The organism is Shouchella clausii, assembly GCF_002250115.1.
Taxonomy (GTDB): Bacteria; Bacillota; Bacilli; order Bacillales; family Bacillaceae_D; genus Shouchella; species Shouchella clausii.
Genome location: NZ_CP019985.1, coordinates 4,100,399 through 4,113,836, shown reverse-complemented (window position 1 = coordinate 4,113,836; position 13,438 = coordinate 4,100,399). Strand labels below are relative to the sequence as shown.

Below are 13,438 nucleotides of genomic sequence, written 5' to 3'. Positions count from 1 at the left end.
ATCTTTTAGTCTTTCTTTTTTGGTGGTTTGGTGTTGTGGTGATTGCTTTTTTGTACAGCACGTTTGTGCTGTTTTTTTTGTTCCTGTTTTAAACGTTTTTTCTCTTCACGTTCATGCTTGTTTTTGAAATTGCGGAGCTCAACCAGCTCACGCCGAAGCCGCCGCTCTTTGACCTGCTCTTTTAGTCCTTCTTGGCGCAATGCTTTTAAAAGAGAAATCACCATAAGCACGATGATAATGGAAAAAGGAAACGCTACGACAATCATTGTGTTTTGCAATGCTTGCAGGCCGCCGCTATAGAGAAGGACAGCGGCAGTTGCTGACATTAACAGGCCCCATGTTGTTTTAATTTTGTTAGATGGATTTAATGATCCTTTTGTAGACTGGCTACCTAGCACAAACGTGGCTGAATCAGCTGACGTAATAAAAAATACAGCGATTAAAAAGATCGTTATAAAGGATGTAATGCTACTAAAAGGCATTGTACTTAGCACGCCAAACAACATCTCTTCATCAGCTAATGTTGAAATAGCGGCAGCCCCCGAAGACTCGGCAGCAATCGATGTCCCCCCTAAAAATGAAAACCACACAAAGCCTAGCAGCGAAGGGACTAGCAGTACGCCAATGACAAATTCGCGCAGTGTCCGTCCTCGTGATACGCGGGCAATGAATGTACCGACATAAGGGGACCATGCCATCCACCAGGCCCAATAAAACAAGGTCCACGCGTTAATCCAAGCACGGTGTTCTGCACTGTTTGGTGCGATCGTAAAACTAAGTTCAGGCAAGGATTGTATGTACTGGCCAAGTGTATTTGTGAAAAGGTTCAACGAGTACATGGTTGCGCCAAACACGGCGAAAAACAGCAACATAAGCACGACAAGTGTCATATTGACCATGCTTAAAATGCGGATTCCTTTATCAAGCCCTGTACTTGCTGAAATAAGAAAGAGCACGGTAATCACAACAATAATCGCTAACTGGAGCATAAAGCTGTTTTCTAAGTTTGTCAGGAAGGAAATGCCGCCGTTCATTTGTGCTGCCCCAAATCCGAGCGTCGTTGCAATTCCTGACAATGTGGCAATAATAGCGATCACATCAATCGTTTTGCCAAAGAAGCCATTTGGATTGATTAACGGCGACAACGCTGCGCTAATCAGGCCAGGCTGTTCTTTGCGGAAATTAAAGTAAGCCAAACAAATCGCCACAATTGCATAAATGGCCCAACCATGAAAACCCCAATGGAGAAATACGTACTTCATTGACTCCAGCGCAGCTGCTCCCGTTCCTTCTTCTACAGTCGGTGAGCTCACTGCATAATGGGCAATTGGTTCGGCTGCGCCGAAAAACAGAAGTCCGACACCGAGTCCTGCGCTAAATAAGAAAGCAAACCATGTTAAGTAACTGTACTCAGGTCGGTCATCATCTTTGCCTAAACGTATCTTTCCATAAGGGCTAAAGATAAAAAAGAGGCAAACAAGCAAAAAGAAGGTAACGACGATTAAATAATACCAGCCAAACCGATCGGCGATAAAGGCCTGGGCAGCGGCTGTAACCGCTTCAAGGCGCGCTGGAGCAGAGATGCCAACAACAATAAAGATAAGGAGGATGCCAAGCACCCAGTAAAATACGGGGTCAATCTTCGTTCGTGTGTCATTTGAATTCATTGGTGCGCTCCTTGTTTTAAATCAACTGTGATGACGGAATAAACTTTACTTACCCATTTATTCGCGTTTATAACCTGGGAGGTGATTTCCAAATACTTTTCCCATTATACTTAACTCCCATGTATGCGTCTATGAACTCAAACAAAAAGCGATGAAAATAGATAGTTGAACTTAGGAAGAAGGAATGAGAGGCAAGGAGGAATTACCCACAATGAATGATTTTAAAACAGAAAGCCCGCATCTTTCTAGTAAGATGCGGGAGAAAATATAACGAACAAACATTCTGGTTTTTGTTGACGAACATTCGTTCGATAGTTATAATAATAACTAAAAGGAGTGTGACCATGATGATCCGGTTATTAAACAGAGCTGCTACTGAGCAAGGACGGGTAGAACTCATCTATGAAGCAAAAAATAAAAAGCTAACCCAAAGGGAAGTTACAGTATACACCGTTACTGATACGCATGTTTTTTGTTATTGCCATTTAAAAAATGCGTATCGAGCATTCGCACTGGACCATATTCTCTCATGCGCTTGGGCGACAAATAAACGTGGGAATCGTTCCCTTATTGGCTAACGTTTTTACCTGGTAACCCATTAAGTCGATGACCCCAATGGTTGGTCGGACCATAGCCATTCCCAAGTTGTAAAGACCATGTAATGGCATCTGCTGTAAAAGCTTTTGCTTTTTGGACTGCATCCAATAGCCTTATGCCTTTAGCCAATTGGGCACAAATAGCTGCTGAGAAGGTACAGCCTGTCCCATGTGTGTGTTTTGTATCCGTACGGGGCGCATCCAGTTTAAACAATCCAGTCTCTCTACTGTAAAATACATCAACCGCATCGCCAGTTAAACTTCCCCCTTTTACAACAACGCTTTGTGCCCCTAATTCTTTAACAATCCGTATGGCTGCTTTTTCCATGTCGTTAACATCATCAATATGCACGTCAATTAAATCTTCAGCTTCAGCAATATTAGGTGTGACAATCGTTGCTAAAGGCACAAGTGTCTCTCGAAGCTTAGCGCGCACATGCTTTTCTAGCAAGGGGTCGCCGTTTTTGGCCATCATCACTGGGTCGCAAACATAAGGGACGTTTTTGTGGGAATGTAGCTGTTGTTGCAGGAGTTCCATCATTTCTGGGAGTGCGATCATGCCGGTTTTAATTGCGCTTGGATAAATATCATCGACAACCGCTTGAAATTGCTGGTCGATGAATTCAAGGGGTACGTGGTGGATAGCCCGTACACCTGTCGTATTTTGCGCCACTAAAGAGGTAATCACACTCATTCCATACACTTCTAGTTCTTGAAAAGTTTTGAGATCGGCTTGAATGCCAGCTCCTCCTGTAGGATCGGTTCCTGCGATCGTTAAAGCGCGATAAATCGTTGACAACACCATCATCCTTTCTGTCTAAATAAAAAACAGCCGCCCGTTCTGGTGGAGGCGACTGTTGTAATGTAAAAAACAAATGTATTTTTTACGTTTCCACTTCCCTACGCTAGTACGAACTAGATCAGGTTGAAGAGTTAAAGGCGAACCTTTTCTCAGCACGAAGCACCCCTAGTGGAATCTATATGTTTGATGTTGTTTTACTCGTTAACAGCGTCTTTTAGCTGTTTACCTGGCTTGAAAGCAGGGTTTTTTGTTGCTGGGATTTCAATTTCTTCGCCAGTTTGCGGGTTGCGGCCTTTACGGGCAGAACGCTCGCGAACTTCAAAGCTGCCAAAACCTACGAGTTGTACTTTTGCTCCTTTTACGAGTGATTCCGTAATGCCATTAAACACAGCGTCAACCGCTTTGGAAGCGTCTTTTTTAGAGATTTCTGCTTGTTCTGATACTGCATTGATTAAATCTGTTTTGTTCATCTTAAAAAACTCCTTTTCTTATCGTAAAGTTGTTTCATTCTTTTCTTCTTACAGACCAACATATTGCTATATTCGCTGTGTGCGGCTTATAGCGACAATGCCTGCCCTTAATTTACTCATGAATCCTTGTTGTGTCAAGACTTAAAGGCCAAAATAAGGCTGAACACCTGATTTTTAATCACTTTGTAACGTTTTTCCCTAAATTCAGCACCATTCTTGTCATCAAACGTGTCCTTTTTTTAGGGTCTATTTTTCCGTAGGTAATGGTTTTGCATGATTTTCATCCGTTGCGTCTTTGATGTTGTTCGCATATGTTTTCTTTTCTTTGTCATAAAAAGGCTTCATTTCGTCGCAAACAGTGGAAGCGTCCATCGGAATACCTGTACGGTAAGCGGATCGAGAAATCATTAATGCTGCAATTGGCACCGTAATAAACACAAATAGAATCGTTAACAACAACTTGCCAATAAACTCGCCTTTTAATACAAAAAAGTAGAGGAATACAGCAGCCATGATCATCATAATGCCAAATGTCGAATTTTTCCCCGTCGCATGAAGCCGCGAGTACACATCAGGCAATCGAACGATGCCTACAGCAGATAGGAAGCCAAAAATCGACCCTAGTAAAGCTAAAACCGCAATTAGCCATTCAATCGTCGTCAAACAAATTCCCCCTTTCAAGGAATTTCGCCATGGCGGCTGAGCCTACAAAAGCGAGAATGCCTACGACGAGAAGAATCTCGGTATAGGCGCGTGTGTCTTGAAGGATCATTAAGATGCCGACAAAGCCAATTAGTAAGATGCCAACGGTATCTAGGGCCACAATGCGGTCGTGATTGGTTGGTCCAAGAAGGGCACGGACGAAACAAAGGAGCGCCGCAAGGCTTAGTATTACTAAAGCAATTGAGAGCAACAAATTAAACATGATAGCGACGGGTCACCTCCAAAATGCCAGCCTCAAATGTATCTTTTGCTTGCTTAACCAGCCCATCTTTGTCTTCGGCATTTAAGGCATGGACAAAAATGTAGCGACCGTCTTCTGAAAACTCAATCGACATCGTTCCTGGAGTCAATGTCATCATGACGGCAAACAAAGTTTTCTCCGCCCTCGTCTCCAGTTCAGTTGGCACGGCAATGATCCCAGGAGCAATGTTCATTTTAGGGCTGATGACAATTTTGGCAACATCCAGGTTGGCAATCGTCAATTCTTTGGCAAACACACCCATTAGCTTTAAAAAGGACCAAACGCGAAGCATGTAAAAATAGCGGCCTTTAAAACGGATTAAACAAAGAACGACAAGCATCCCTATGACATAACCAAAGACGAAAGTCTGGGCGGTAAAACTGTTTTGAAAGAGCATCCACAAAAACGCAACTAACGTATTTATGATTAATTGAAATGCCATAATCTCACTCTCCCAAAACAGATTGAATGTAAATTTCCGGATTGAGTAGCTGGTCTGCTACAGCAAGCGAATAAGTAAATACAGGTTCAGCAGCAATGCCTAGGGCAATCGTTAACATTACCAGAGGAACGATTGGCAGCAAGAGCTTTGTTACGGAAATAGACGCCTGTTCGTCTGTATGTGCTTGTTTTCCCCAGAACGCATATACAAAAATCTTGATCATTGAAAACAACGTCAATAAGCCGACGAGCAACGCGACAAAGGCGATCCCGTAACTTTCAATTACTAAGCTTTCTAAGATGAGCGGGAATTTGCTGAAAAAGCCGCTCAATGGAGGAATCCCAGCAAGGGATAATGCGCTGATTAAAAAGAGCCACGCTAGCCAAGGATGTGTTTTGAGCAAGCCGCCCATTTGCTTAATATCAGTTGTGCCCGTCACTTTTTCGGTTGCTCCAGCAAACAGAAAGAGCGCTGTTTTGACTATGATATGGTGAGCAATGTAAAAGACTGCTCCAGCAATAGCGGCCCGTGTATAGAGGCCAAGGCCCATTACCATATAACCAACTTGGCTAATGATATGGTAGGAAAGAATCCGTTTGAAATCAAATTGCGATACGGCTCCAAGGACACCAAAAAACATCGTCAATCCTGCAATCCATAAAATGAACGTATGGGTAAACCCTGGGTCATTTGTAAAAATCAGCGTAAATGTTCGGATGATCGCATAAATGCCAACCTTCGTCAACAATCCGCCAAACAGGGCGGCAATCGCTGCTGGCGGCCCGTAATAAGAGCGGGGAAGCCAGAAATAAAGGGGAAATAACGCTCCTTTCATCGCAAATACAATAAAGAAAATCATCGCTACCACTTGCAAAGCCCCTGTTTGTTCCATTTCCCCAATCCGAACCGCTAAGTGGGCCATATTTAACGTGCCTGTAATCCCATAAAGGTAGGCGACGCCAACTAAAAAGAGTATGGAAGCAAATACGTTGATCGCTGCATACTTAAACGATTCTCGCAATTGGTAGCCTGTTCCTCCAATAACGATTAACGCATAGGATGACAACAGCATCACTTCAAAGAAAACAAACAAGTTAAATAAATCCCCAGTGAGAAAAGCGCCGTTTACTCCAGTTAACAGAAAGAAGTAAAAGGGGTAGAAATAAAACTTTTCCCGTTCAGGGTGGATGGTACAGAAGGCGAAAAGCAAACAAACTAGCCCGATAATAGCAGAGAGAAGCACCATAAATGTGGAAAACAAATCTGATACGAATACAATGCCGAATGGGGCATTCCAATTTCCGAACTCGAGCGTTGTAATGCCATTTGTATAAGCGTCATATGCGAGAAACAGCGCGCTTGCCAGTATCGCAATAGAGGCGAGCAAGCTAATAAAGCGCTGCGCCTTGCGATATTTGGCAAATAATATCAAAGTTGCTCCTACCGCAAATGGCAAAATAACAGGAATGATTAGCATATTATTCATCGGCAGAACCCCTTAATTTCTCTAAGTCGTCGGTGTTATGCACTTTGTACGTCCGGTAGCCAAGCACAACAAGAAAGGCAGTGATTCCAAAACTAATGACAATCGCTGTCAAAATAAGCGCTTGCGGGAGCGGGTCTGTGTAGCCGCCGTCTGCCATATGCTCAAGTGGTGGAGCTTCAGCATTTAGGCCAGCCATCGTCAAAAGCAGCAAATGGGCGCCGTGTGAAAGAATCATTAACGACACAATCACACGTAGCAAGCTCCGTGCTAGCAGAAGATAAGTGCCGATCGCGAAAAAAACGCCGATGACGATAAACATTAAAATTTCCATTAGCCTTTATCCTCCGCAATCGTTAGGGTTACAACCATTGCCATTGCTACGACTACAAAAAAGATACCTAAGTCGAAAGGCAATGCGGTCGTTAATTCGACTTTACCAAAAAAGGGGAAATGGAAGTAGTCGAAAAATTGTTCCAAATAAGCCTGTCCAAACAGGATGCCAATAAAACCTACGGCAATTGTCAGCAACAAGCCAACCGCAATAAATGGCACAAATGAAATCTTGATTGCTTCGTGGGCTTTTTTACGGTCAAAAACGACATATATAAGGATAAAGGCACAGGCAGCCATTAATCCGCCAATGAACCCTCCACCTGGATCATTATGCCCGGCAAAAAACAAGTAAAAGGAAAAGGCGAGAATAAAATAGGCGGCTACAGTAATAAGCGTTTGCTGAAGCACGTCATGGGATTTGGAATACTTCACACATCTTCCCCTCCTTTAAAGCGGTGTTTGATTAACATGATGACGGCAAGTGAGACAATGCCAAGCACAAGGACTTCAAGCATTGTATCAAGCCCCCGGAAATCAACGAGGATGACGTTTACCATATTGGTTCCGCCTCCGAGTTTATAAACGTTTTCGATGTAATAGTCGGAGATCGACGAGAAATTGGCATCGGTGCCAAGCGAATAAGCGCTAATACCAACAACCGTAATGGTTACCCCGACAGCAGCTGAAATCACAATATTGCCCAGTTTTTTTGTAGGAGCTGCCTTTTCCGGCGCCATTTCTGGCAAGTGCCTGAATGCTAGCATTAATAGCACAACCGTTACCGTTTCAATTAAAAGCTGTGTAAGCGCCAAGTCCGGTGCGCGAAACATCGCAAAATAGAGTGCCATAATGTAGCCGATGATTCCTGCAAAGATAATCAATGTCATCCGTTTTTGAATAAACGGTAGGCACAAAGCCGTCACTATAAACACTGCTGTTACGATATAGACAAAAAATGGAGTTGTCGCTACGGAACTTATGTTAAAAGACCATGCATCGGCATACCAAAATGTCCAACCGAGGAGCAAAAGGATAAACGCACACATATAAACAAAATAGTCCCTTAGCAACCCTGTCATTTGCACTCTTGTGACGGTTTGCGAAAAGTGAATAAGACCATCTAAGCCTTGATCGTAAAACCAATGGAGTGGGTCTCTTTCACGTTTATAGATGTTAAACTGCGACCATTTTTTCATCGTGATCAAGAGCACGCTTCCGCATAAAATGATAGCCAATGTCATTAGTAATTCTGTATTAATCCCGTGCCATAGCGAGAACTTGATGTCAAGCTCGTCCACAGAAAAACGGGGAAGTATGCTAGTGACAGCGGGAGCAACAAGCGATTGAGCGACGATATTTGGAAATATACCAAGCGTAACAACTAAGGCTACTAGGATCACTGGGCTAATCAGCATTCCGAAAGGAGCTTCATGTACGGGCTTTTCGTAATGGCTTTGCTCGAATTTTCCGAAGAACGTCTTGAAAAATGTGACTGCACAGTACAGAAACGTAAACACACTAGCAACCCAAGCAATAACAGGAAGCAGAAAGCCTATCGTTTCTAATGAAAAGAAATCGCCCTCAGTTGCCCGCAGCAAGCTCGTAAAAAACATTTCTTTTGAAAGAAAGCCATTAAATGGCGGCAATCCAGCCATGGAAGCCAGCCCTATTGCTGAAATCGCAAAAGTGATTGGCATGATCGTCATTAATCCGCCTAATTTGCGGATATCCCTAGTGCCGGTTTCATGGTCGATAATGCCAACTGCCATAAACAAACTGCCTTTAAAAGTCGCGTGGTTTAGCAAATGGAAGACAGCAGTCGTTATAGCAAGTGAATAAAAGAGGGCCCCTTCTCCTGATTCCATATAAATGGCAGCCGAACCGACTCCAAGCAAGCTCATGATCAGCCCTAGTTGGCTGATGGTTGAGTAGGCCAAGATCCCTTTTAAATCTTTTTGGCGCACAGCCGTAATTGATCCGTATGTCAGTGTAACAAGCCCGGCAATCACCAATGTCCAAAACCATACAGCGTCGCCGCCGAACACAGGCGTTAAACGGGCTACTAAATAAATGCCCGCTTTCACCATCGTGGCTGAATGCAAATAGGCGGACACCGGAGTAGGCGCTTCCATTGCATCAGGCAACCAAATATGGAACGGGAATTGCGCTGACTTAGTAAAAGCGCCAAGCAGTACTAAAATCATCGCCGCTAAAAAGAGTGTGCTACCGGCCATGCCTTCTGTTTGCGCAATAATGTCACGGACACTGAATGTGCCTGTCATACCGTAGAGGATACAAAAGCCGGCTAGCATCGCAAAGCCACCGAACACGGTGATCAGCATTGATTTTTGGGCACCATATACGGACGCTTTTCGATGGAACCAATAGCTAATAAGCAGCGCTGAAGCAAGGCTGGTTAGTTCCCAAAAGATATACAAAACAATTAAATTATCGGACAACACGACGCCAACCATAGCCCCCATAAACATGAGCAAGTAAACGTAAAAGTGATGAAGACGTTCTGACGCTTTGTCCAAGTAGTAAATGGAGTACAATACGACCAATGCACCAATTCCTGTAATTAACAAGGCAAATAGTAAACTAAGGCCGTCAACATACAAATCCACATTAATCCCAAGTGAGGGAACCCAGGAAAGGGAAACGTACTCGTAACCGCCTTCTGTCGTTGTCGGTAAAAACGTTAAAAAGTACAGGAATAGGGCAGTTGGAACCAATAGGACGAACCAACCAGTATGGATTTTTTTTGTATACGGGTAAATAATTGGTATAAGAATAGCCATCATAAATGGAATGAGGATGGCGATATGCAAACTGGACATGCCTGACCTCCTTTGAAATGAAAATAGGAACAATCGATTTAGTACGATCTCAGCCATTATAACGCAAAAAAAAAAGCCGTGCATCCTTAGTGTACCAAGGATTTACGATGTTTGACTTATCTATTAAATAGGATAGAAGGCGTAAGGAGAACCTAAAATTTTTTGTTATTTAGTTTAAAATGTATAAATGGACCCTTAATCAGACCACGCTATATGTAAAAAAGAAGGCGGGGATGTTCCATTCGAACTCAAACGAAAGGGATCTTATGTGGGGTCGTATTTACGGTCATTTTTCTAGGCAGTTGGTGGCTGGATCAGGATATGGATAAAACGTGGAAAGAAAAAAGGGAAGGCTTCACTATACAAGGGTATGATTCAGTTGAATTTGCGCCGCGTGAATATATAAAGCTTTTGCCAAAAGAGACAGAAGAAAAAGACGACTTTTAAAAGTCGTCTTTTTCTTCAAGGCTCACAAGGCGGGCTATTTCTATCAATCTTTATGAAGAGAGTTTAATCCTGTCCGTTAATGAACGCCTAAGGAGTTCATCGTGAATCAAATCAATGAAGTCTTGGTTAAGTTCAAGCTCAATGGCTTTATGGTACGTTTCAATTAGCAACTCGTCCGATAAATTTTCCATTGTACCCCGCTAAAGCGTCAGCAGGTTCACCTCCTCGTCGATAGAAATGACCGCGACCTTGCAATCACTTATATGATTAATCAAATCCTATCATGTATCAGGGACTAGAACAACCGTTCGTTTATCCACATGAACTCGTTGATAACCTGTTAGCATTTTGTGGGTTTTTGTCTCAAACTCCTAATATACAAGTGTTTATAAAGTGAACAAAGTTATCCACAGGAATGGGCGTGGGTGTATTTGTCGAAAAGTTTTTCGTTCGTAATGGTTTTTGTCGAATCATGAATAAGAAGCTTTATAAAAAAGGGTTTTGTTTGATAAAATGGGGGATGAACGGTATAGTTGATGATTGGTTAGTGAATGTGGAATGTTTAGAAATGAGGTGCTGATGTGTTCAGCGAGTTACTCCCTAATCAATACGTAAAAAGCATTTATGACATTGACTTGAATGCGCTCCGTGACCGTGGAATAAAAGCGGTCATTACCGATTTAGATAATACTTTAGTTGAATGGCACCGGCCAGGCGCGACACCAGAAGTCAAACAATGGTTGAAAGAACTTGAAAAAACAGGCTTACACGTAACGATTGTGTCAAACAACAATGAAAAGCGGGTAAAAACTTTTTGTGACCCTGAGAAAGTGGTTTTTATCCATAGCGCTAAAAAGCCTATGAGAAGAGCGTTTAGGCAGGCGTGCTCACAAATGGGGGTTCGTACTGATGAAGCAGTCGTTATTGGTGATCAAATATTTACAGATGTTCTCGGCGGTAACCGTGCGGGGCTGTATACGATTTTGGTCGTGCCAGTTGCAAGCACCGATGGTTGGATGACAAAAGTAAATCGACGTGTTGAACGGATTGTATTAAAATGGATGAGAAGAAAAGGGTACATACATTGGGAGGATGAGGCATGACGGAATCGAAGGAAGAATGGCACTGCTCAGGTTGTGGTGTCTCCATTCAAACGGAAGATCCGAAAAAGCTTGGTTACGCACCAGAATCGGCTTTAAAGCGAGACGTAGTAGTTTGCAAACGGTGTTACAGGCTTAAACATTACAATGAAATTGAGCCGGTTTCAATTGGCGATGAAGATTTTCAAGCGATGTTTGCGTCCCTTCACCATAAAAAGGCATTAATTGTAAAAGTTGTTGACGTCGTCGATTTCTATGGCAGTTGGATTTCAGGTGCCCAACGGTTTGTTGGTAAAAACCCTGTGTTGCTTGTGGCTAATAAAGTTGACCTTCTTCCTAAATCGACGAACCGCAACAAGTTGACAAACTGGCTTAAAAAATCAGCGAGTGACTTAGGGTTAAAGCCACTTGAAGTAAAATTAATGAGTACTGTGACCGGGGAAGGGATTGATGATGTCGCTTTAACGATTGACGACATGCGAAGAGGCCGAGATGTTTATGTCGTTGGCTGTACGAATGTTGGCAAGTCATCGTTTATCAACCGAATCCTCGCTATGCATGGACAAACGGGTGAAGCGATGATTACGACTTCTCACTTTCCAGGGACGACACTGGCGATGATTGATATTCCTCTAGGCGATGGCAAGTCGTTGGTGGATACACCTGGACTGGTTAATCGCCACCAATATGCCCATTTGCTTAGTGTAAAAGGGCTAAAGGAAATTACGCCCAAAAAAGAAATCAAACCAATTGTGTATCAATTAAAAGAAGGACAGACCCTTTTTTTAGGGGGCTTAGCCCGATTTGATTTTGTAAAGGGGCCGCCTTCCTCGTTTATTGTTTATGCGGCAAATCGTTTGCATATTCACCGCACCAAAATGGAAAAAGCAGATGACTTGTACAGCAAGCATGGAGGCGAACTGCTTGTCCCTCCGTATAAAGAAGATGGTGAACAAGTTCGCCCACTCGTGAAGCATTCGTTTAAAGTTGGCAAAGAGCCAATGGATATTGTCTTCTCAGGGTTAGGATGGATTCGGATTCAGACGGAAGGCGCCATCGTTGAAGCACACGCCCCAAAAGAAGTCGGCGTAGCGATTCGCCGTTCTATCCATACGTAAAAAGGGAGCAGGAGGTGGAGGAAATGACCCGTCAATTTGGTTTAATTGGTCATCCACTAGGCCATAGCAAAAGCCCAGTCATGCATGAAGCAGCCTACAAAGATATGGGGTTAGACGCTGTTTATTGTGCCTATGACATTTCTCCTCAGGAATTGGGAAATGCTATACGTACAATGAAAGCGCAAGGCATCGACGGGTTTAATGTAACCATTCCCCATAAAGTCGCAATCATCGACTATTTAGACGAAATTGATGAAGATGCCGAAGCGATGGGGGCGGTCAATACAGTCGTTTGTCAGGACGGCCGTTGGGTCGGCAAAAACACAGATGCGGATGGTTACATCGAATCCCTTCTGCCGGTTGTAAGCGACCAATCGCTTACAGGAAGGCGTGTGCTTGTCATTGGTGCAGGAGGCGCGGCGAGGGCTGTAATCCACGCCCTCGGCAAACAACGTGCCACTATTTCTGTTTCAAACCGGACGGCGGAAAAAGCCCAGGAGCTGGCGCAGCTGTTTAGCCATTTGACTATTGAGGCAATCCCGCTTAACGAGGCGGAATCAACGCTCGGAACATACGACGTATTAATTAATACGACTTCAGTCGGTATGTACCCTGATACGAGCAAACAGCCGATCGCTTTAGACCGTCTTAAGCAAGCAACGATTGTTAGTGATTTAATTTATAACCCATATGAGACAGCGCTTTTGCAAGAAGCGAAACAAAGAGGAAACCGGATTTTAAATGGCATTGGCATGTTTGTCAATCAAGGAGCGTTGTCCATTGAACACTGGACAGGGCGCAAACCAAACCGCAAATGCATGGAACGCGTTGTTCGTATGCATTTAACTTAATGGGAGAGGTACTAGCAAATGTTAACAAATAAACAGAAGCAGTTTTTACGGGCCAAGTCACATGCGGTCCAGCCGATTTTTCAAGTCGGCAAAGGGGGCGTCAACCAAAACATGGTTGTGCAAATCAACGAAGCCCTCGAAGCACGAGAATTAATTAAAATTAGCGTATTGCAAAACTGCCTTGATGATAAACATCACGTTGCGGAAGAAATTGTCAACCAAACACGCTCTTTTCTCGTGCAAGTCATTGGCAATATGATCATTCTTTATAAACCGTCAAAAGAAAACAAACAGATCGAGTTGCCTGGCCGGTAACAGAGGA

At 43.4% G+C, this 13,438-nt stretch carries 17 protein-coding genes and 1 riboswitch; of the genes, 6 read left to right on the top strand and 11 right to left on the bottom strand.

All coding sequences use genetic code 11. The annotated features are described in order from the left end of the window. Positions 1–5 precede the first annotated feature (5 nt). Positions 6–1,667: a BCCT family transporter gene (locus BC8716_RS20255; protein WP_094428627.1), complete on the bottom strand. Its 1,662-nt coding sequence runs from the start codon at positions 1,665–1,667 to the stop codon at positions 6–8. Positions 1,668–2,011: 344 nt separating this feature from the next. Between BC8716_RS20255 and BC8716_RS20250 the strand changes: the two genes are divergently transcribed. Then, a complete protein-coding gene (locus tag BC8716_RS20250; RefSeq protein WP_094428625.1) occupies positions 2,012–2,245 on the top strand; it encodes a WYL domain-containing protein in 234 nt (77 codons plus the stop codon). Here the strand turns inward: BC8716_RS20250 and thiD are convergent. The 9 genes from thiD to BC8716_RS20205 form a co-directional block, all read right to left on the bottom strand. Continuing rightward, positions 2,235–3,062 carry a bifunctional hydroxymethylpyrimidine kinase/phosphomethylpyrimidine kinase gene (gene thiD / locus BC8716_RS20245; RefSeq protein WP_094428623.1) on the bottom strand — a complete coding sequence of 276 codons (828 nt, stop codon included), beginning with the start codon at positions 3,060–3,062 and terminating at the stop codon, positions 2,235–2,237. The two genes, BC8716_RS20250 and thiD, sit on opposite strands and share 11 nt — an antisense overlap. A gap of 81 nt (positions 3,063–3,143) precedes the next feature. After that, positions 3,144–3,242: riboswitch (TPP riboswitch) on the bottom strand. 17 nt (positions 3,243–3,259) lie between these two features. After that, positions 3,260–3,535: an HU family DNA-binding protein gene (locus BC8716_RS20240; protein WP_011246472.1), complete on the bottom strand. Its 276-nt coding sequence runs from the start codon at positions 3,533–3,535 to the stop codon at positions 3,260–3,262. 246 nt (positions 3,536–3,781) lie between these two features. Then, positions 3,782–4,198, bottom strand: a complete 417-nt coding sequence (gene mnhG / locus BC8716_RS20235; RefSeq protein ID WP_094428621.1) for a monovalent cation/H(+) antiporter subunit G — start codon at positions 4,196–4,198, stop codon at positions 3,782–3,784. Then, positions 4,185–4,460, bottom strand: coding sequence for a Na(+)/H(+) antiporter subunit F1 (locus tag BC8716_RS20230; protein WP_011246474.1), 276 nt, complete (start codon positions 4,458–4,460; stop codon positions 4,185–4,187). The genes mnhG and BC8716_RS20230 overlap by 14 nt, the downstream gene beginning before the upstream one ends. After that, positions 4,453–4,941, bottom strand: coding sequence for a Na+/H+ antiporter subunit E (locus tag BC8716_RS20225; protein ID WP_094428619.1), 489 nt, complete (start codon positions 4,939–4,941; stop codon positions 4,453–4,455). The genes BC8716_RS20230 and BC8716_RS20225 overlap by 8 nt, the downstream gene beginning before the upstream one ends. 4 nt (positions 4,942–4,945) lie before the next feature. Next, a complete protein-coding gene (locus tag BC8716_RS20220; protein WP_094428617.1) occupies positions 4,946–6,427 on the bottom strand; it encodes a Na+/H+ antiporter subunit D in 1,482 nt (493 codons plus the stop codon). Next, the gene (locus BC8716_RS20215; protein WP_094428615.1) at positions 6,420–6,758 is read right to left on the bottom strand and encodes a Na(+)/H(+) antiporter subunit C; all 339 of its coding nucleotides are present in this window, start codon (positions 6,756–6,758) and stop codon (positions 6,420–6,422) included. Before BC8716_RS20215 ends, BC8716_RS20220 begins: the two co-directional genes overlap by 8 nt. After that, entirely contained in the window at positions 6,758–7,192 is a 435-nt protein-coding gene (locus tag BC8716_RS20210; RefSeq protein ID WP_094428613.1) for an MnhB domain-containing protein, read from the bottom strand. Before BC8716_RS20210 ends, BC8716_RS20215 begins: the two co-directional genes overlap by 1 nt. Beyond that, complete coding sequence (locus BC8716_RS20205; RefSeq protein ID WP_094428611.1) at positions 7,189–9,600, bottom strand: Na+/H+ antiporter subunit A; 2,412 nt, start codon at positions 9,598–9,600, stop codon at positions 7,189–7,191. Before BC8716_RS20205 ends, BC8716_RS20210 begins: the two co-directional genes overlap by 4 nt. Positions 9,601–9,921: 321 nt before the next feature. Between BC8716_RS20205 and BC8716_RS22880 the strand changes: the two genes are divergently transcribed. Then, complete coding sequence (locus BC8716_RS22880; protein ID WP_255222633.1) at positions 9,922–10,047, top strand: hypothetical protein; 126 nt, start codon at positions 9,922–9,924, stop codon at positions 10,045–10,047. 50 nt (positions 10,048–10,097) lie between these two features. Here the strand turns inward: BC8716_RS22880 and BC8716_RS20200 are convergent, their stop codons facing one another. After that, positions 10,098–10,238 (bottom strand): sporulation histidine kinase inhibitor Sda, encoded by a 141-nt coding sequence (locus tag BC8716_RS20200; RefSeq protein WP_035203910.1) that lies wholly within the window; start codon positions 10,236–10,238, stop codon positions 10,098–10,100. A 390-nt stretch (positions 10,239–10,628) separates the two neighbouring features. Between BC8716_RS20200 and BC8716_RS20195 the strand changes: the two genes are divergently transcribed. Genes BC8716_RS20195 through yhbY form a run of 4 tightly spaced genes read left to right on the top strand, consistent with a single transcriptional unit; the run spans position 10,629 to position 13,431 of the window. Continuing rightward, entirely contained in the window at positions 10,629–11,150 is a 522-nt protein-coding gene (locus BC8716_RS20195; protein WP_011246480.1) for a YqeG family HAD IIIA-type phosphatase, read from the top strand. Further along, positions 11,147–12,265, top strand: a complete 1,119-nt coding sequence (gene yqeH, locus BC8716_RS20190; protein ID WP_035203912.1) for a ribosome biogenesis GTPase YqeH — start codon at positions 11,147–11,149, stop codon at positions 12,263–12,265. The genes BC8716_RS20195 and yqeH overlap by 4 nt, the downstream gene beginning before the upstream one ends. Before the next feature lie 23 nt (positions 12,266–12,288). Then, complete coding sequence (aroE, locus tag BC8716_RS20185; protein ID WP_011246482.1) at positions 12,289–13,116, top strand: shikimate dehydrogenase; 828 nt, start codon at positions 12,289–12,291, stop codon at positions 13,114–13,116. 18 nt (positions 13,117–13,134) lie between these two features. Beyond that, positions 13,135–13,431 carry a ribosome assembly RNA-binding protein YhbY gene (yhbY, locus tag BC8716_RS20180; protein ID WP_073304005.1) on the top strand — a complete coding sequence of 99 codons (297 nt, stop codon included), beginning with the start codon at positions 13,135–13,137 and terminating at the stop codon, positions 13,429–13,431. Positions 13,432–13,438: the final 7 nt, after the last annotated feature.

Bases quoted from the DNA above. Each gene is read 5' to 3' on its own strand.
- BC8716_RS20250 (WP_094428625.1), top strand. From the start codon at position 2,012: ATGATGATCCGGTTATTAAACAGAGCTGCTACTGAGCAAGGACGGGTA.
- BC8716_RS22880 (WP_255222633.1), top strand. From the start codon at position 9,922: ATGGATAAAACGTGGAAAGAAAAAAGGGAAGGCTTCACTATACAAGGG.
- BC8716_RS20225 (WP_094428619.1), bottom strand. From the start codon at position 4,941: ATGGCATTTCAATTAATCATAAATACGTTAGTTGCGTTTTTGTGGATG.
- yqeH (WP_035203912.1), top strand. From the start codon at position 11,147: ATGACGGAATCGAAGGAAGAATGGCACTGCTCAGGTTGTGGTGTCTCC.
- aroE (WP_011246482.1), top strand. From the start codon at position 12,289: ATGACCCGTCAATTTGGTTTAATTGGTCATCCACTAGGCCATAGCAAA.
- yhbY (WP_073304005.1), top strand. From the start codon at position 13,135: ATGTTAACAAATAAACAGAAGCAGTTTTTACGGGCCAAGTCACATGCG.
- BC8716_RS20205 (WP_094428611.1), bottom strand. From the start codon at position 9,600: ATGTCCAGTTTGCATATCGCCATCCTCATTCCATTTATGATGGCTATT.
- BC8716_RS20200 (WP_035203910.1), bottom strand. From the start codon at position 10,238: ATGGAAAATTTATCGGACGAGTTGCTAATTGAAACGTACCATAAAGCC.
- BC8716_RS20240 (WP_011246472.1), bottom strand. From the start codon at position 3,535: ATGAACAAAACAGATTTAATCAATGCAGTATCAGAACAAGCAGAAATC.
- BC8716_RS20220 (WP_094428617.1), bottom strand. From the start codon at position 6,427: ATGAATAATATGCTAATCATTCCTGTTATTTTGCCATTTGCGGTAGGA.
- BC8716_RS20215 (WP_094428615.1), bottom strand. From the start codon at position 6,758: ATGGAAATTTTAATGTTTATCGTCATCGGCGTTTTTTTCGCGATCGGC.
- BC8716_RS20255 (WP_094428627.1), bottom strand. From the start codon at position 1,667: ATGAATTCAAATGACACACGAACGAAGATTGACCCCGTATTTTACTGG.
- BC8716_RS20230 (WP_011246474.1), bottom strand. From the start codon at position 4,460: ATGTTTAATTTGTTGCTCTCAATTGCTTTAGTAATACTAAGCCTTGCG.